This window comes from Bdellovibrionales bacterium (assembly GCA_016714165.1).
Lineage (GTDB): Bacteria > Bdellovibrionota > Bdellovibrionia > Bdellovibrionales > UBA1609 > JADJVA01.
The window spans coordinates 875,821-893,041 of sequence record JADJNU010000002.1 but is presented as its reverse complement, the minus strand read 5'-3'; the positions used below and the strand labels follow the sequence as shown (position 1 = coordinate 893,041).

At 45.3% G+C, this 17,221-nt stretch carries 16 protein-coding genes; 14 read left to right on the top strand and 2 right to left on the bottom strand.

Annotated features, from left to right (window positions below):
* Positions 1 to 287 precede the first annotated feature (287 nt).
* Genes IPJ71_15590 through IPJ71_15545 form a run of 10 tightly spaced genes read left to right on the top strand, consistent with a single transcriptional unit; the run spans position 288 to position 9,907 of the window.
* Positions 288 to 1,631, top strand: coding sequence for a hypothetical protein (locus IPJ71_15590; GenBank protein ID MBK7845080.1), 1,344 nt, complete (start codon positions 288 to 290; stop codon positions 1,629 to 1,631).
* A gap of 47 nt (positions 1,632 to 1,678) precedes the next feature.
* Entirely contained in the window at positions 1,679 to 4,765 is a 3,087-nt protein-coding gene (locus IPJ71_15585; protein MBK7845079.1) for a TonB-dependent receptor, read from the top strand.
* 44 nt (positions 4,766 to 4,809) lie between these two features.
* Complete coding sequence (locus tag IPJ71_15580; protein MBK7845078.1) at positions 4,810 to 5,550, top strand: hypothetical protein; 741 nt, start codon at positions 4,810 to 4,812, stop codon at positions 5,548 to 5,550.
* Positions 5,551 to 5,563: 13 nt separating this feature from the next.
* On the top strand, positions 5,564 to 6,190 hold the full coding sequence (locus tag IPJ71_15575; GenBank protein MBK7845077.1) for a MotA/TolQ/ExbB proton channel family protein: 627 nt from the start codon (positions 5,564 to 5,566) through the stop codon (positions 6,188 to 6,190).
* Between the two features lies 1 nt (position 6,191).
* On the top strand, positions 6,192 to 6,605 hold the full coding sequence (locus IPJ71_15570) for a biopolymer transporter ExbD (protein MBK7845076.1): 414 nt from the start codon (positions 6,192 to 6,194) through the stop codon (positions 6,603 to 6,605).
* A gap of 10 nt (positions 6,606 to 6,615) precedes the next feature.
* On the top strand, positions 6,616 to 7,356 hold the full coding sequence (locus IPJ71_15565) for a DUF3450 family protein (GenBank protein MBK7845075.1): 741 nt from the start codon (positions 6,616 to 6,618) through the stop codon (positions 7,354 to 7,356).
* Positions 7,353 to 7,925 (top strand): hypothetical protein, encoded by a 573-nt coding sequence (locus IPJ71_15560; protein MBK7845074.1) that lies wholly within the window; start codon positions 7,353 to 7,355, stop codon positions 7,923 to 7,925. Before IPJ71_15565 ends, IPJ71_15560 begins: the two co-directional genes overlap by 4 nt.
* Before the next feature lie 20 nt (positions 7,926 to 7,945).
* Positions 7,946 to 8,152, top strand: coding sequence for a hypothetical protein (locus tag IPJ71_15555; protein MBK7845073.1), 207 nt, complete (start codon positions 7,946 to 7,948; stop codon positions 8,150 to 8,152).
* 3 nt (positions 8,153 to 8,155) lie between these two features.
* A complete protein-coding gene (locus IPJ71_15550; protein MBK7845072.1) occupies positions 8,156 to 8,779 on the top strand; it encodes an energy transducer TonB in 624 nt (207 codons plus the stop codon).
* A 27-nt stretch (positions 8,780 to 8,806) separates the two neighbouring features.
* Positions 8,807 to 9,907: a hypothetical protein gene (locus IPJ71_15545; GenBank protein MBK7845071.1), complete on the top strand. Its 1,101-nt coding sequence runs from the start codon at positions 8,807 to 8,809 to the stop codon at positions 9,905 to 9,907.
* Here the strand turns inward: IPJ71_15545 and IPJ71_15540 are convergent.
* Positions 9,904 to 10,863 carry a hypothetical protein gene (locus IPJ71_15540; GenBank protein ID MBK7845070.1) on the bottom strand — a complete coding sequence of 320 codons (960 nt, stop codon included), beginning with the start codon at positions 10,861 to 10,863 and terminating at the stop codon, positions 9,904 to 9,906. The genes IPJ71_15545 and IPJ71_15540 overlap by 4 nt on opposite strands.
* Before the next feature lie 251 nt (positions 10,864 to 11,114).
* On the opposite strand from IPJ71_15540, the gene IPJ71_15535 reads away from it, so the two are divergent.
* From IPJ71_15535 to IPJ71_15520, 4 genes are all read left to right on the top strand, one after another.
* Positions 11,115 to 12,482: a TolC family protein gene (locus IPJ71_15535; GenBank protein ID MBK7845069.1), complete on the top strand. Its 1,368-nt coding sequence runs from the start codon at positions 11,115 to 11,117 to the stop codon at positions 12,480 to 12,482.
* Positions 12,463 to 13,350, top strand: a complete 888-nt coding sequence (locus IPJ71_15530; protein MBK7845068.1) for an efflux RND transporter periplasmic adaptor subunit — start codon at positions 12,463 to 12,465, stop codon at positions 13,348 to 13,350. Before IPJ71_15535 ends, IPJ71_15530 begins: the two co-directional genes overlap by 20 nt.
* Before the next feature lie 5 nt (positions 13,351 to 13,355).
* Positions 13,356 to 15,452, top strand: a complete 2,097-nt coding sequence (locus IPJ71_15525) for an ATP-binding cassette domain-containing protein (protein ID MBK7845067.1) — start codon at positions 13,356 to 13,358, stop codon at positions 15,450 to 15,452.
* Between the two features lie 192 nt (positions 15,453 to 15,644).
* Positions 15,645 to 15,881 carry a hypothetical protein gene (locus IPJ71_15520; GenBank protein MBK7845066.1) on the top strand — a complete coding sequence of 79 codons (237 nt, stop codon included), beginning with the start codon at positions 15,645 to 15,647 and terminating at the stop codon, positions 15,879 to 15,881.
* A gap of 76 nt (positions 15,882 to 15,957) precedes the next feature.
* On the opposite strand, the gene IPJ71_15515 is transcribed toward IPJ71_15520, so the two are convergent.
* Positions 15,958 to 17,202 carry a hypothetical protein gene (locus tag IPJ71_15515; protein MBK7845065.1) on the bottom strand — a complete coding sequence of 415 codons (1,245 nt, stop codon included), beginning with the start codon at positions 17,200 to 17,202 and terminating at the stop codon, positions 15,958 to 15,960.
* Positions 17,203 to 17,221: the final 19 nt, after the last annotated feature.

The following is a 17,221-nucleotide window of genomic DNA, read 5'->3' as shown; positions in this document are numbered from 1 at the left end:
CCGAATATTTTTAGTAGATAAGGAGAATGCTAAGTTCGAATTATCAATCTAACACGCAAAAAAATGGAATTGATCGATATTTGAACTATTCCTAGACGGAGGTGTCCATGAGGAAAGTATTGGTAGGCTGGACAAAGCGCGGGGAGGCAGACAGGTTTCTCCTTTGTGAAGTTTCTGCTGGGAATGACTTCCTAACACTATCCTAACAGATTCCTGATTTACGAAATTGGCCCAAGATACTGTATGAAATGGGCGGCCCCACAACACATAACTCCCTGAGGAGAAAAATGATGAATAAATTTACGATTGGCCTAACGGTGTTGATTGCGATGATGAGCGGAAGTGCCTTTGCTGTTTGTCCAACAGGAACAATTCCTCGCAGTGATACAGTCGAAGGAAAGCCAGTGTGCACGGTGAAAGGGAGCTATCTCAATACGACTCTCGCCTTGAACACGGGAAATGCCTACGTTTTGGAGGGTGATGTGCGAATTGGTGGCGACAATGCTCAATCATCAACGCTCACGCTAGATCCTGGCGTCACTGTCTATGGCGCTCCGGGTGCATATTTGGTCGTTATGCGAGGATCAAAAATTTTCGCAAACGGCACCAAGGGAAAACCGGTCGTCTTCACTTCGCTTCAACGAGACAACTTGCGCCCCGGTCTGTGGAGCGGAATTGTGTTGAACGGAAATGCACGCATCAATAATTGCAAAGCTGGTGAACCAATTTGTGAAAGCATTTCTGAGGGAATTAAAAACAATTCGCCAAAATTCGGAGGAAATGATGATAACGATAGTTCCGGCAGTCTAAAATATGTTCGCGTTGAGTATGCTGGATACGAACTAGCGAAGGACAATGAGCTCAATGGCATTACGTTTAATGGAGTTGGGTCCGGCACAGAGGTTGACTATCTCCAGGTCCATCGCAGTGCCGATGATGGAATTGAGTTTTTTGGAGGAAACGTCAACCTCAAACATGTGCTCTTGACCGACAATGATGACGATGGATTTGATTGGGATATGGGTTATCGGGGGAAAGCTCAATTTGTATTTATTGAGCTTGAGAATGGAACGGAAGACAGTCGAGGCATCGAAGCGGATAATTTGAAGTCCCCTATGGATGCTCAGCCTCGTTCCAACCCCGTTCTTAGTAATATCACAATCGTCGCTCGAAGTGCGAATGCTCGCCTTTTTGACGGAATTATGCTTCGCCGTGGAACAGGTGGAGAAATTCACAACGCAATTGTGACCGGTGACTTCAAAGTGTCTTGCATTAACATCGATGATGATGAAACTTTTCGTAATGCTGGAGTAATTACTGGCAAGGGCGTTGCCCAAACTGGACTGAAGATGGTCAACTCAATTGTCAATTGTGCTTCTGGCCCTAACTTTGAAGAAAAATCGAGCGATCCATTTTCGGTGAGTGCCTGGTTTCAAGGGGAAAATAAAGTAAACAATAGATCGGTAGATCCACTTCTCAAAGGACGTCTCCCAGTTGAAAATAGTCCAGCTGTGGGTACGGGGGTAACTCCTGCTGTGTCAGGTCCTTGGCAATTTACTCCGGTAGACTACATTGGCGCTCTCAGCCCATATGAAGATGAAGATTGGACAACTGGTTGGACGGTTCGATAAAAAGAGTGGCGTGCCACTTTGAACTGAATATTTGCCTATTACTCCTGGTGCTCATCTTAGGGGGAGGCGGAGCCTCTCCCTTTGCATATTCTCAAGATTCAACAATTCGATCTTCTTTTAAGATAAGTGATCAAGAGAGCTTAAAAGAATCCCAGGGTAGGGTTTTAATTCTTAGCTTTCGAAATGGCGAGCCTTCGGGCAGAGTTAAATTTGAGCACAGCTCAGGTTCTTATATGTCAGCAATTGATGGATCGCTGACGGTCGAGCTACCACCAGGTGCGCATTCCTTCTACATCCCTGAACTCGAGCGCAAAATTGCAATTCAAGTGACTTCGGGAGAAGAGACTCAAGTGATCGTGAACCTTCTTCACCAGCCGCAGAAATCCGAAGTCTCGGTAAAGACACCCACTGGAATTCATTCGGATGGCTTGAAAAGTGGCGAGATCGGTTTCCCTCTGCAGGTTAAGGTCGTCGACGAGAAATCCCTTCGCCCCCTCACTGGTGGTCTTGTTATAGTCTCGGGATATGAAGATACCTTGACCACAAACTCCGAGGGGCGCGTTGAGTCCAGATTGCCAGACGGGGAATACTCCTTGTCAATTTTTCATCCAAAATACCAAACAAAAACGCTTTCTGGAGTGAAGGTAGGTCCCGATAGCAATAAACCACTGGTAGTTTCCCTCACGCCAGCGATCAACGAGCTGGACGAAGTTACAATACTCGCTCCGAAAATCAAGGGCAGCGTTTCTGCACTCATTGAAGTGAGGAGGCAGAGTTCCTCTGTGACAGATGTGATGGGCTCCGAGCAAATGAGCCGACAAGGCGATAGCGATGCTGCGAGTTCGCTTCGGCGCATGACTGGATTGACCTTGAAAGATGGAAAGTACGTTTACGTTCGGGGTTTGGGTGAGAGATATTCGGGCGTTCAGCTCAATCAATTTAGTCTTCCGAGCCCAGAACCAAATCGTCGCGTGGTGCCTCTTGATTTGTTTCCAACGGCCATACTCGAAAGCGTGCTTGTTCAAAAAAGCTATTCGCCCGATCTGCCTGGGGAGTTTGGTGGTGGAGTCATTCAGCTTCAATCCCGGACTCTACCCGAGAAGTTTTCTCTTAAGTTTACTTTGAGCTCCAGTCAAGAATCGGCTGATCAGAGACTCACTTCACGAGGGGGAGGCCTAGACTGGGCGGGAATTGACAATGGGACTCGAAAAATGCCTGCTGCTATTCGCGAGGCTCTTCAATCGGGCAAAAAACTTATCTTGCAGCAACCGGGCTCGAGTGAAGGGATATCTGAAGAACAACTCGTTCATCTAGGTCGATCCTTGCCGGTCAATTATGTCACAAATCGAACATCGGAAGGAACTCCGCCGGGCTTTTCGCTTGCTATTGCCGATCGATTTCGAGTTGGGAGTGCGAGAACTGGAATTGCGGGTTCGATTCTCTACGGTCAGAGCGCAGATCGTGGAGAAAGATTTAGTCGAGGATTGAACGCCATGAGCCCAGGTCGGTACTCCACTGATTATAACCGTATCTCGGAATATGCCGAAATCGAAACTCGGTTGGCGGGACAAGTGGATTTAGGCTTTGAATTGAATCAAAAAAATACGGTGAGTTTGAGTTCCATGCTTCTTCGACACACAACAGACTTTACGCAACAAGATCAGAAGCAGGATCCAAACTCAACGTCCTCCATAGAGTCGACAACATTGGATTGGACCGAGCGGCAGCTTTGGACGAATCATCTCAAAGGAAAACATAAGTTAGGCACATCGTTTGGCCAAGATATTGAGGGCAGCTGGAGAATTGGTCAGGCGGATGCGATTCGGGATAATCCTGATCGAAGAGAATATGCCTTTGAACGCACTCCTACTTCCTTTCGAATGAGAGGTGATAGCGGAGGCAACAGACGGACATACTCTTATTTGATGGATCGTTCGCAAGAAGTCGCTGCAGACTTAGTCTTACCATTAGGGTTTGAGAGGGACAGACTCAAACTGAAAATAGGCGCAAGCGAACTGAAAAGAGGACGTCGTTCTGAGGTATTTCGACTCTTTTTTTCAGGGGAGACATCCGGAGATCCCATAGAGAGTCAGTTGAGTCTCGCGAATATTGGACCAGGTGGTTTTCAATTGCAAAATCTCACAGACGCAGCTGATAGTTACCGAGGTGACCAAAATGTTGTCTCGCAGTATGCGATGGCAGATTTTGGCCCACTTCCTAATTGGAAATTTCTGGCTGGATATCGTTGGGAACGCTCTGTTCAAACCGTAAATACCTTTCGCTATTATGAGCCTGAGAATCCATTCTCTCAATCTAAATTGGAAATGAGGGATGTCCTTCCCTCTTTTGCTGTAATGTGGAAACCAAATCAGCAGTGGCGCTCTCGTCTGGCATACAGTGAGACTCTCGCGCGTCCAGACTTTCGAGAGCTTTCAGAAGTCGGATTTCTAGATGACGAGACTGGGTACGAGGTTCGTGGGAATTCCAGTCTGAAGGGAACCATCATTCAGAATATTGATCATCGCTGGGAGTATTACTGGTCCGCAGATGAATATGCTTCATCTGGATTGTTTTTTAAGAAATTTAGAGATCCGATAGAGGTCATGTTTGTTCCTGGAGTCAATCGAATTCAGACGTTTTCAAATGCAAGGGCCGCAGAAAATTTTGGCCTGGAACTAGAATCAAGAATAGGCTTGCGAAAGCTGACCCGAATTTTGCGGCGTTGGTCAATACTGACCAATCTCACTTTTATTCGATCTGAAATTGAGTTGGACGAGAAAAGCAAAGGAGTTCAAACTTCTCAGCAGCGTCCGCTGCAGGGTCAGGCACCCTATGTGGTGAATTTCCAATTGCAGTACGATCGGCCAATATGGGAATTTTCGGCAACGCTCCTCTATAGTCTTGTCGGTGAGCGAATTTCAGAGGTTGGTACGAACAACATTCCTGATACCTATCAGAATCCCAGTCACCAGCTGGATTTCGTCGCTTCTAAAGCTATATCAAAGGTTTGGACGGTGGCCCTAAAGGCGAAGAATCTTTTGGATCCTGCAATTGAGTCCTTTCAAGATAAGGAGCTGGTGCGAAAAACTCACAATGGGCGATCCATTGGCTTGAATATGACAGGGATCTTTTAAGGAGAAATATGATTGGGATAAAATTGAAAAGATACATCATATTCATGATTCTGTCGTCTGTGTCATATGGCTGTGGCCAACATAGCACTTCCAATCATTCATTCGTTCGATCTGGCGAGGTTTTTCAAGGGAAGAATCCCGAGACAACTGAAGAATTGATGCAGACTTCTATTGCAAAAGACGACGTCGATATGGTCATCAAACTGATGGATTCGGGAGCAGATCTGAATCGGATTCTACCTAACGGTCGCACGGCCCTGATTGATGCCACCATTCAGAATCGTCTTCGCATTATGATTGAGTTGATGAAGAGAGGGGCGGATGTTGAACAGCCGAGCAGGGAAGGCAAGAAAGCCTCACAATATGCGGTTGAGATGGCGGGCCTTGATTCTAACGGCCAAACCAATATAACGCGCACCATGGTTATTCTAAGCCCGGCTCTTGCAGAATCTGAGCGGGTTGCGTTCATGAAGTATTCAGGAAGAGGCAGTGCCGATCAGTTAATGCGTTTGCTCAAAGAAGTGGGACTTGATCCTAATTACAGAGATGAACAAGGGAACACCCCACTGACTTTTGCTATCCGAAAAAGGAAGATACTATCGCTTCAAGTCTTGGTTCATTGGACGGATTGTCCCGACGAATCGGTAAAGGCGAGTTGCCTAAAGTTGACTGCGACGGATGTCAATTTTCCAGGATCGGACGGGATAAGGCCACTGGCCCTTGCGAAACAATTGGGAGCCGATGAACTTGTTCCGATTTTAATTGAAGCAAAAGCAATAGAATAAAAAGGAGAGACCAATGAAAGATCGAATATTTTCCGTTGCTCACTATGCTGACTCCGGAGTGCTGTTTCTTCTGATCGCACTCAGTATCGCGAGTTTGATTGTGATATTTGAACGCTACGTGAGACTAGGGCGAATAGCGAAAAGCAGTAAAAAGCAGCGAGACAAACTTGAGGAAGTTCTCACCCGCGGAAACATGTCCGAAATCGATACACTCCAATTGGTCGACGGATCGCTTGAAGCAAGGTTAGTGAAAAGGGGAATGACACACTTAAAGCAAAATGGCAGAAAGGGTCTTGAAGAATCATTTTCCACATTTGTTCAGTTTGAGCAACCGAAGGTAGAGCGCTCGCTGACCTTCCTCGCTACAGTCGGATCAAATGCTCCATACATCGGACTGTTTGGGACGGTGCTTGGAATAATGAAGTCCTTTAACGATTTGGCAAATGCGACCAATGCCGGACAACAGACCGTGATGGTGGGAATCTCAGCCGCCCTCATTGCTACGGCAGCCGGCCTGATGGTAGCCATTCCGAACATTCTCGCATTTAATTACTTTCAGAAACAGGTGAAGGCGATTATCGCGGGGTTAGAAAGCTTCAAGGATGCCCTCATTGCATATGCTAAAGTAAAGGAGCTCTGAAATGGCAAGTAAAGCCTCTTCTAATAGTGAAACCATATCGGAAATTAACGTAGTTCCGTTGGTCGATATTATTTTGGTTGTCTTAATTATTTTTATGGTGACGGCCCCTGCTCTCATTAAGCCAAGTGTCGCGATTGATCTTCCCGAGGCCTCGAGCAGCGATGAAACAACGCCGAGCTTATTGAATGTTGCGATCACAGCGGACGGAACTGTGATGGTCAATAATCAGGAAGTTAATCAAGAAGAAGCAAAGAATTTAGCGCGCATTGAGGTAGAAAGGAATCCAAGCGTTCAAGCGGTGATTGTTGCCGACAGAGAGTTGGATTACGGTGTTGTTGTGAGAGTTTTGGATTGGATAAAATCAACCGGTGTAAACAGATTCGCTGTGACCACCGATCAACCCTTAACAGATTGAGTGTGAGGAGATGGAAACAATTCTGATCGCCTTTTTTATGATGAATACCTTGGTTATTGCCGAGACTCCCAAAATCTTGAATGATTTGGTGTCGATCCGGGCTGAGATTGAAAATCTCAGTAACGAATTGGAAACTTCTAAAAAAGAAAAGCAGGCCGAACTTGATATGTGGACGCAAAAACGCTTGGAAATCGAATCGAATCTACAGAAGGAGAAGTTGAGACAGGTGCAGATTGAAGAAAAAAAACTGCGATATTTCTCTTTTGCCAAGGCTCATGAAAAAGCCAAACCTCAGGGAAAATTGCAATTGTTGGATGCTATTCGTGAAGCAAAAAAATGGGTAGAGGTTTCTCTTCCTTTCTCGAAGGAGCAGAGAAGGGCTCGACTCGAGAGTCTTGAGAGCCGCCTAGAGCGCGGGATTGAGTCACCGGAGACCCTGGGTGCCGAGCTCTGGGCATTTTATGAGAGCGAGATCAAGTTGGGAACGAAAAATGAATTTCGCATCATAGATTTTGACTTTCCTCGAGGGCGGGAAAAAGTGGAAGCCGTGCGCTTGGGTTATTATGCGATGTTTATTAGGCAAGTAGATGGCGAGATGAAAGAGGTCGTAAAAGGGGATAATGGCTGGGTTACTAATGCCCTGTCAAAGAAACAAGAGCAGGAGGTCGTCCGTCTTATGGAAGATTTGAAACAGAAAAAGAAGAACAGAGTCTATTTCTTGCCACTTTCTGAACGGTCAGGTGCTTTATGAGAAGGAGAGTTCGGCCTATATCTATATTGATATTTTCTCTTTTTGTGCCTTTTGCTCAGGCAGAAAGCGTGGATTTAGAAAAGTCGTTTCAAACTGAATATTCATATTTGATCTCTCAGAGAGAAGCACTCTTGCGTCAAAAAAAGTTGACGGAGAAGAAATTTGAGGAGCGTATTGGCTTAGCAAAGAATCAGTTGGAAAAGGCTCAGAGAGAATTAGCCAAAATTAGCGTAAAAAATGATGACGAGGCTGAGGCCTTAGCGGGATTGGATAGAAAAAGACGTGACTTAAATAGAGGAGAAACCACATTTGAGGCAACCTATCGAAAATCAGTCAAAATATTAAATGAAGTGGAAAGGTCTCTTCGGTTTCAGGAAAGACAGGAAAAGGAAGATATTCTTGTTCCAGCCGGACCTGTGGTTGAGAGTTTAAGTCCTATTTTTTCTCGATCCAAAAAATTGTTGGAAGACTTGGCGAGTTCAGAAAGGTTCTCGGGCTATTATCTGGATGAGAAAAACACTCTTCAGAAAGGAGAGGTGACGAGACTAGGTCAGGTTGCTGCCTTTTGAGCGGACAACATGAAATGACGATGCTGGGGCCCATCGGGAATGGCACTTTGAAGGCACTCAATAGGTCCGCTAACAGTTTCTTTCTTTTTGACAATTTGTACGAGGCGGCTCAGCTTAAACTTCCCGGGACATGGGTTGAACGTCTCGCTGACTTGGGTCCTGCCCTGTTTTTGCTTATGATGTTGGGTGTGGTGGCCGGTCTCTTCTTTGTATTGGTAAAGATATAGACGATGGGAAAGTTGGTCTTCTTCCTTATAGGTACGGGATTCATTGTATTGTGCCTAGGGCTTTTATCCAATTTTTTTGCACTCGACCCAGGACAAATGCGATCGCCTTCTTCTGCGGGAGTTAAGCCTGTTCCAATTAAAATCGCCGAGCCAAAAAAGGAAGTTCCGCCCCCGCGTGAAGAACCAAAGCGAAATTTGGAGAAATCATTCACTGATTTGGCACCAGAGGCATCTCGTGATTCGCTCAAGGAGCTAGGAGGAGTTGGTTTCGGCAGTTCGGGAACGGGATTGGCAATTGGTGGATCAGGAGGATTCGGGACCGGGGTAGCTGATATCGTAAATGATCGTGGAGCGAACGACCGCTCGCCACGGGCGCTCACTCGCACTCCCCCCGAATATCCTCCTCTGGCTCGGCAAAAAGGCCTGTCTGGATTTGTGGTATTGAAGATCTATGTGGATAGGAGTGGTATCGTGGAAGATGTGAAGATTGCTGAAAGTGTGCCCAGTGGAGTCTTTGATCAAGCTGCGATTTTGGCCGTGCGCTCTTGGAAATTCGATCCTGCGATAAAAAATGGGCAAGTGGTGGCTGAATGGGCTATCCAAAAAATGAAGTTCGAGCTGAACTGAACTGAATCGACTTGAGTTGGGGAAAATATGATCGAATTTTTAATTGCAATATTTCTTGGATGCATCTCTTCCTTTGCGGCAGTGGAAGAACCTCCGTATGACGAATTGACCGGACTAGATCTAGTTGAAGTTCTCATTCGAGATGACAGGTTAGATCTGGCGCAACAGGAACTCGAGGGGAAGCCTCAATCAAGTCGCTATTGGATGCTTCGCGGCCATCTTGAAATGGCAAGGAAAAATTTTTTTCAAGGTCTGTATAGCTATCAGAAATCTGAACCTTCAGAGGAGAGAAGTTTGTTTCTGGCGAGATCCTCACATGAACTTCGAAAATTTGAAGACTGTCGAATTCAATACAGGAACAGTGGCCATTTGTGGAAGAAATCCGAAGAGGACATCATCGCCAGATCAAAGTGTGAGTTTCAAACCAATTCATGGCAAGAGGCCTTGAACTCATTAGAGCAGGGAGAATTGATATTTAAATCATTCTCTCTAAAGAGAGAGCACGTGGCTCTTCTTTTAGATCTCGGTTTAAATCAGCTAGCTTTGAGTCTCGCGACAGCCGAACTTGGCTCCGTTCGGAGCAGTGAACTCCTCTCCTTGGCCCAACTCTTTTCTGAGAAGAAGGCAACCAAAGAAAGCCTCGTGTTTATTGAGTATGCGCGTGCAATGGCCCCAAATGATATAGAGATCCAAGTCCTGTCAGCGCAGGTTGCCTTTCAAAACGGACAGTATCGTACCACTCTTGATAGCCTTATCCGTTCGGCCTCTTTGAGCCCAAAGTACCAATTTCATGTAGCAGAACTCTACCGACAAATGGGAAAATTTGAGCAAGCTACGTTTCATTCTCAATTTATTCAGGACTCCAAAGAGCGTTTTCGTTCACGCATGGCAATTTATTTAGATCAAAAAAACTATTCTCTGGTTGCTTCGATGGATTCACTTATGGGCCGAGAGGTAGGTGCAGGCGATGATGAGGTTCGATATGCCTTGGCCTATGCCCTGTTTTCTCAGGGCAACTTCGACCGCTCGCTCACCTATCTGAACTCGATTCGTCAGAGCAGTTTGATCGAAAAGACGAGTCAGCTAAAAAAGACACTGAAAGAGACCCAAGCCAGCGCGCGCCTCTAGGGCGCAAGGATTCCCTCGAGATCAGTACATCTTGTCCTTACTATTTGATCACTGTGAGAGTAACGGAGTTTCAGAAAGGAGCGAAGTCTAGCATCTTCTTCCTGAACCTTCTCAAATCCAGTGTATTTTGGTCTCGTTTTCAAATCAAAATGCTGTTGATAAATGCTGAGCTTCACTTCCTCAGATGATTGAATGTCGCCTAAGTGATCATTTACCAATCTGTGTACGAGTGGATCTCTCAGGTAACTCAGCATAATTTCGGGTGTGTACTGAAAAAATCCCGGACAGGCCTCCCTATTGCGAGCGATAAAAAATCGATACCACGAAGCAATTCTTTCCTTTTCAATCAAAAACCACCTATTTTCATTTCGATCCTGGTCTTGGCTTTTGCCTGCTGAATCATCTGGCGCAGTCGGCTCCTTTCTAAAAAGACACTCTCCCGATCCCAAAACAGGGTATCCGCTGACTTGATCAGACAGCCACATTGTCACGAGCAACTGAGGTGAAAAGCACTGGGAGATTTCGGCATAAGACAAGGCCTCGTTTCTCCAAAATTTCAGTAGATCTAAATCGAAAAAATGAAATGGCACACCTAGCTCATTGCAAGTCAAAACAGCCCAGGAAATGTCGTGGAGGTTGATCTGATCTTTGAAACGGGCAACTGCTATCCTGACAGAAATTCCTGCCTCCAGAAAGGACCGGAGCACTGTTTCGCTGTCCACCCCGCCCGAAAATAGAATCCAGATATCTCCAGATGCCTTTGCGCGAATTGCTCTTGCCGTTGCCACGCATTCATCTCGAAATGGATGAGGTTGACGTCGACACCGGCCATATTTCACCCACCAAGCCTGTTCGGGATTAGTTCGAAAGGCCTCGGACTTGTTATCGTAGCCAAACCTGAAATGAGAATTGAGAGTCAACTGAGGTTCGCGATATCCTGCGACTTCCAACCCCATTGAACTACCTCCCTTCTCAGCACCAAAAATGACCCGCAGTGGGTCGATCGATTGTGCAAAAATATCAATCTTTTCTGTCTTTGTCTTCGCTGTCCAGCCTGTTGACAGATATATTTTTCAAGAATCTCCCGCCCATTTGCAATAGCGAAAATCGGCGGGCTTGGCGCGAAACGTCAGTTGCTGATTTCTCTCACACAATGTATAGAAGGATACATTTTTGGTCGCGGCAGGTTCGCGCTTTCGAAGAAATCTTGTCGAGGTTTGTCTTGTTTGATGGAAGTGTAATTCGAGTTCAAGGGAAATGGCCAGGGAAGAGGGAGCTCTTGGCGGTGGTAGCATTGTTCCTGATCGCATTTTTGACTAGAGCTGACGAGGCGAGAGGGCTGGATAAATCCATTTTTACTCTAAAGGACTCTATTTTATTTGCCACAGATAATTCCCCAGCTTTCGATGATTTGAGGCGAAATTTGCAGATCTCCGAAATGAATGAAAAATCGGCGGCCTTTAAGATGCTTCCCTCTCTTGATCTTGTTGCGAAAAACGGAATCAGCGGCAGCTCTCCGAAGGATACCGATGGGTACCCGAGTGAATTTAAATTGGGCCTTACTGAATCACTTTACGACAATGGGGCCTCTCGCACGAATCACCAAATTGCTGTGCTTGACAAAAGTAAGTCTGAGTTGGAGTTTCAAGACAAAAAATCCAAGTTGGCATTGGACGTCGCGACTCGCTTTGTTGATTATTCTTTAAAATTGAAACTACTCGATATTCAGGAACGCCAACTGAAGCTAGTAAAAACGCAATTTGAAGAGGTTTCGAATGGATACCACCAAGGATTGAAGACTAAGCGTGATTTTCTCCGATTCAAGTCCTATCCAATTCGCCGAGAAATTGATGTTGCGGAGGCAAAGAATAATGCTGAGATATCTCGCCAAGAACTTCTCAAGGCCATTGGAGCAAAATCAGAGAGTTCTGGACCAAAGGAATTTGCGCCTGTGAATCTCGATTCCACTTTTGATTCTCTGACTGAGTTGCCATCGAAAATTGAAGATCATCTTCAGTATCGAATCGCAGTCCTTGAAAAGAAAATGAATCGTCTTGGAGTCGATTTGGTTCGTAAAAAAAATCTACCTGAATGGCTGTTGACAGCTGGGCTTTCCTATTCAAGTAGTAACTACCTAGGGACCCAGCAGAATTTTTCCGATAATGCAAAAATTGGATGGGAGGCCTTGCTGGTTGTTCAATATAATTTTATGGATTGGGGCACGCGTGCCCGCGATTATGAGATTTCCGTCCACAAGGAAATGATCAAAAGTAATGAGATAGACACTTCCCTTCTCGGCTTACAGGCCACGCTCAATCAACTGAATTCCAGGCTGGAAAATGTCCGTAAAAGCTACCACTTGGCCAAGGAATGGGTGTCTATTGAGTTAGCCAATGTCGAATACATAGGAAGGGAATATCGGAACGGAAAAGTTCAATACCTTGATATGATTACGGGACTTAAAGATCTCTCAGATGCTCAAAATAGATTCTATACAGTTTCTGCTGAATTTCATAACGTCCAATACGATTTACTTTACCACAAAGGAAGTCTCTATGACCTTCTCGTCAAATGATCGGAAATGGTTGATGAGAGTAGGTGGAGCCTTGGCCGGCGTTTTAGTTTTTGTTGGCATTTATCGAATGAGTGGATGTTATGATCGTCAGATTCGGAGGCCCATCGGAGTTGTGACGAGGCAGGATTTTATCCAAAGGGTCACCTTTGCTGGGGTTGTCGTTCCTTTTAGGAAGACGATCGTGACGGCCCCCTATAATGGCTATGTGAGCAAGCTTTTTGTTTCTGTGGGCGACCAGGTAAAGGCGGGCGATCCTATCGTCAGTGTGGTCCAATCGCTGCAGTCAGGAGATAGTCCGTTTCCCTTGAGATCTCCCTTGATCGGAGCTGTGGTTCAGGTGGAGAGGTCGGAGGGCGAGTATGTGAAAGAAGGGGATTATAAGGATTTTATTTTGAGGATCGATGATACAAGTAGACTGTTTGTTGTTGCCAATGCTCCAGAGATGGATCGGGTCAAACTGCGATTTGGCCAGGAGGCAGTCATTCGGGCCTCGGCGATTATTGATCGAAAATATAAAGGGCTCATTCGTGAGCTTTCGTTGGCGGCTAGGGATAAGGAAGCTGAGGCAAACAGTCAGGTTGTTGAATTTCCGATTAAGATAGAAATAACCGATGGAGACGAAATGATAAAGCCGGGGATGTCGGTTATTATAGATGTGATTACAGCAAGAAAAGAAAATGTATTATGTCTTCGGCATGAATTTATTCGCAGAGATAATGATCAGTATTTTGTTGTATTGTCGTCGGGGGATCGGCAGGCCATTCAGGTTGGAATTCAGAATGAAGAGGGATTTGAAATTCTATCTGGTCTGAGTGAAGGTCAGAAAATTAGGCAAGTTAATTTTTCAGATCTCAATTCAGCGGATTAAATTAAATGAATGCAATCGAAGTTGAGCATCTTTATTTTTCATATGGTGGCGCTCGTACAACGATCAGTTCTATATTGAAAGATCTCAGTTTCAAGGTAAAGGTGGGTGAACTGGTTGCGATTCAAGGTCCGTCAGGATCTGGAAAGTCCACTCTTCTTTACGCTTTGGGACTTTTATCTCGACCAGATAGTGGGCTGATTCGCATTTTGGGAAAGGATGTTTCCAACAGTAAGGAAGAGGAGCTCGCTAAAATTCGAAATCGAAACATCGGCTTTGTCTTTCAGCAGTTTTACCTCCTGCCTAAAACAAGTGTTCTTGAAAATATATTGCTTCCAACCCGATACTTCGACGAAGAACTTCCGAATCGGATTTTTCAGATGGATCGGGCGAAGAAGTATGCAGAACTGGTCGGCTTGGGAGAAAGACTGCAATTCTATCCCAATCAACTATCCGGTGGCCAACAACAAAGGGTAGCCATTTGTCGGGCACTGATGAGCGACGCCAAAGTCATTCTCGCAGATGAGCCAACAGGAAACCTGGATTCAGAATCGGCCAAGCAAATACTTCAGCTTTTGAGAGAGCTGAACAAGAATCACAATAAGACCATTATCATTATCACCCATGACAATGAAGTAGCGAATCAGTGTGATAGAATCATTAAAATTAAGGACGGGCGAATTCTTGATGAGTCCACTTCTGATCAGTCTACAGCTGATCAGTCCGGAATTGATCAATCGAACTCTCTAACAGTTCCTTCTTTGAAATCAGAGAAAAAGCCTGCAGCGGGTTCCCGGCGCCTTTGGACAACTGGTCAACTCAAACTTGATCCCAAAAGGGCCTTGAAGGCGTTTAGGGACATTCTGCCCTCGGCCATTTGGAATTTGAAGAGACATAAGACAAGAACTGCCCTCACGATGATTGGTATTTCAGTGGGAATCGCCGCTGTTCTAGCGATGATTACACTTGGGCAGTTCACAAAGGGAAAGATTCTTGCTGGATATGCGGACATGGGGGTTAACACAATTGTATTCAATGGTATTCCTAACTGGGATATCAAAGCCACTGATCTCGTTCCAACCCCGTTTCGTTTTTTTGATTGGGACGGTGAAGTTAATTCTTTGAAGAGAATTTTCCCTGAGATTGACAGGATGTCACCGATTCTAAATAGAAGCAGGATTGCACTGAATTACGGAGGGCGAACGATCGATCAAGATGCAAGAATCATAGGGTTTGGCGAGGATGGATTGATTATTTCTCAACGACGTTTGCTTGTTGGTCGAAATTTTTCTCACGTTGAAATTATGCAGAAAAGCTCTGTTTGCATTATCGGATACGAAATCGCGGACCGACTTTTTTTTGATAGTCAGCCACTTGGACAGGTTCTAAGAATCAGTGAGGGAAAGAGTTCTTATAGCTGTCGGGTGATTGGCGTTCTGAGCCCCTCAACAAGTAATAAGGAAGGCCTCCGGCCGAACTTACAGGTTGTGGTTCCCTATTCTTTTTTTCAGGCCCAGTCGGGAAATTGGTGGTCTTCTCAGCTCAAGCAAATCCTGGTGAGAATTGATGAAGGGGCTGACGCAGAAAGAGTTGGAGCGGGTATCAAGGCCTTTTTTGAGCAGAAGTATGGTTCGTCTGGCACATTTTCAGTTGATTCTGATAGTGTTCTGGTGAACCAAATGAGACAGTTTTTAACTCTTTTTACGATCCTTCTTTCATCAGTTGCATTTGTCACTCTTTTGGTGGGAGGAGTTGGAATTACAAATATGATGCTTGTGTCAATTTCAGAGAGGTTCAGAGAGATTGGTCTGCGAAAAGCACTCGGGGCAACGAGCCGAGAAATTCGAACTCAATTTCTCATGGAGTCTATGATCGTGTGTTCTATCGCTGGTTTTATAGGATTGATTCTCGGCTTTTTGTCCTATGAGATAGCAATTTGGGTCGCCACGAAGTTTGTTGATAAATTGAGTTTCGAATGGACTTTGGATGGCATGGCCCTCTTTCTATCGATTCTCTCTATTTTTGTCGTTGGTCTTGTTAGTGGTATTTTCCCTGCTGTTAAGGCGGAGAGGCTTCAAATCATCGAGGCACTGAGGTCTGAGTAGTGGAACTATTCTGTTGAATGGCGGTGTAGAATAGGTGACCTTTTTGCGTATCGCTTGTTGCCAAGATTGGCGGCATGAGCCCTGAAGTGGTCGTTGGAATCCCTTAAGATTAAATTTAGAATAGGAAGAGAGTAATTTATCTGGCTTTTCGATTGGCATAAGAATTGAATAAGTAGGACGCGGGAGATTTTTATGCTGTTGATGGTACAGATTGCAGGGGGCACCGTCCTTGGGCTGTTGATAGCTCTTGTTATTGTGGATTATTTTGAGGAAATCCTCCTCACAGTGCTGATTTTTCTTGGTCTCGGGATCCCTATGATTTGGGTTATCGCTCATCTTGAGGGAAATGCAGGTATTTTAAAAATATCGTCAGCGCTATTAAGCCCTTTTTCCCAAGCTAACAATCAAACCGAATCCTTGGCTTTTTGAACATCATGAGAACGAGTGAGGGGCTTATCACCCCTCTTTCAGTTTCTCAATGATGGATGATGATATTCAAAAAAAATCAAGGCCGCCTCATCCAATTATAAATAGCAGAAATTCCATCGCTGACTTCTGCGTAGAGGGATCGACCGTACTTGAGAACGTCATCACTGTCTAACGAGGACCCGAGGCTAAACGCCGTCTTGGCTCTGATGTTATTACCAACTTCAGGGCCTGTGAGGAAATAGGGAAAGACTTGATCGCCCCAATACAAGACTCCAGTTTTTGCTTGCCACCCCCAGCTGAGACCGGCTAGCCCAGACAATTGAGGAAATGTAGAAAGAATCCAATTGCTGACGCGCAGTCGAACTGATTCTGGGAGTAAAAACGTTTTCGAAACCGATGCTGTGGCTCCGGTGAAATCTTCTGGTCGTTTGAGTTCACCATAAATCAAGCCAACAGAAAATTTACCACCAAGGCCTAGGGTGCGAGTTTCTGGAACTCCCTTTCCAAAGCCAACAGGAGCATCTATCCAAACCATAAACTTTCTGACGTCCCTAACGAGTGATTCCTCGGCAAAGTAAAAATTGTTATAAAAGTCGTTGCCCTCTTTCTCTTGAATCTTGCTAATGAGAACTTCAAGGTTTTCAGTGCAGGGAGTGCCGTAAATCTTGGTCAGAATGGCATTGCGCGATCTTTCAAGGATGCCGCTTCCTCCATCCTTAAGTATTTCCATCATTTCTCTATCTTTTTCCACTTCTTGAAGGGGGATTTTTCTCACTCGATGGACGCAATAGGGAACCACCACCTCTGCAAAAGTTCCTGATAATCCGTTCAGCCGCGATATGCGGAATTTTCCAGTAGCCCCTGTTTCAACGATGAGGCCAGAAGGTCTCCACCAGTCAACTTTCGAAAAATTTTCCTTAAGATGTGCCGCCGAATCAGGGAGAGCCTCTTCAATTGCGGCACGGACTTTATCTCCTGTTGAAGCCTTCAACTTCTCATAGATTTTATCATAATGAACATCTCCCAAGCCAATTGCTGAATCCATGAGATCTTGTAGATTCTTCGGCATTTTTCCGTCTTTCCACAAGTCTGCCAAATCTTTCTTTAGAAATATAATTGCTCGAGCTGTAGCGAGACGCTTAGATGCATCCCCCATTTCATGGAATGGCACTTCGATATCTACATAGAGACGATGACTGCCGTCCAAAATGTGAATGTCTGGAGAATCCGCGTCTTGATCGACTTTCATGCTTCCCCAAGCGACCAGTGAGTTGCCGAGAAAAACAATGATTGCAATGAAATTAAAAGGCACCCTGAACATAGCGACCCCTCTTCCTTAG

Bases quoted from the DNA above. Each gene is read 5' to 3' on its own strand.
- IPJ71_15590 (MBK7845080.1), top strand. From the start codon at position 288: ATGATGAATAAATTTACGATTGGCCTAACGGTGTTGATTGCGATGATG.
- IPJ71_15580 (MBK7845078.1), top strand. From the start codon at position 4,810: ATGATTCTGTCGTCTGTGTCATATGGCTGTGGCCAACATAGCACTTCC.
- IPJ71_15575 (MBK7845077.1), top strand. From the start codon at position 5,564: ATGAAAGATCGAATATTTTCCGTTGCTCACTATGCTGACTCCGGAGTG.
- IPJ71_15570 (MBK7845076.1), top strand. From the start codon at position 6,192: ATGGCAAGTAAAGCCTCTTCTAATAGTGAAACCATATCGGAAATTAAC.
- IPJ71_15565 (MBK7845075.1), top strand. From the start codon at position 6,616: ATGGAAACAATTCTGATCGCCTTTTTTATGATGAATACCTTGGTTATT.
- IPJ71_15560 (MBK7845074.1), top strand. From the start codon at position 7,353: ATGAGAAGGAGAGTTCGGCCTATATCTATATTGATATTTTCTCTTTTT.
- IPJ71_15555 (MBK7845073.1), top strand. From the start codon at position 7,946: ATGCTGGGGCCCATCGGGAATGGCACTTTGAAGGCACTCAATAGGTCC.
- IPJ71_15550 (MBK7845072.1), top strand. From the start codon at position 8,156: ATGGGAAAGTTGGTCTTCTTCCTTATAGGTACGGGATTCATTGTATTG.
- IPJ71_15545 (MBK7845071.1), top strand. From the start codon at position 8,807: ATGATCGAATTTTTAATTGCAATATTTCTTGGATGCATCTCTTCCTTT.
- IPJ71_15540 (MBK7845070.1), bottom strand. From the start codon at position 10,863: ATGGGGTTGGAAGTCGCAGGATATCGCGAACCTCAGTTGACTCTCAAT.
- IPJ71_15530 (MBK7845068.1), top strand. From the start codon at position 12,463: ATGACCTTCTCGTCAAATGATCGGAAATGGTTGATGAGAGTAGGTGGA.
- IPJ71_15525 (MBK7845067.1), top strand. From the start codon at position 13,356: ATGAATGCAATCGAAGTTGAGCATCTTTATTTTTCATATGGTGGCGCT.
- IPJ71_15520 (MBK7845066.1), top strand. From the start codon at position 15,645: ATGCTGTTGATGGTACAGATTGCAGGGGGCACCGTCCTTGGGCTGTTG.
- IPJ71_15515 (MBK7845065.1), bottom strand. From the start codon at position 17,202: ATGTTCAGGGTGCCTTTTAATTTCATTGCAATCATTGTTTTTCTCGGC.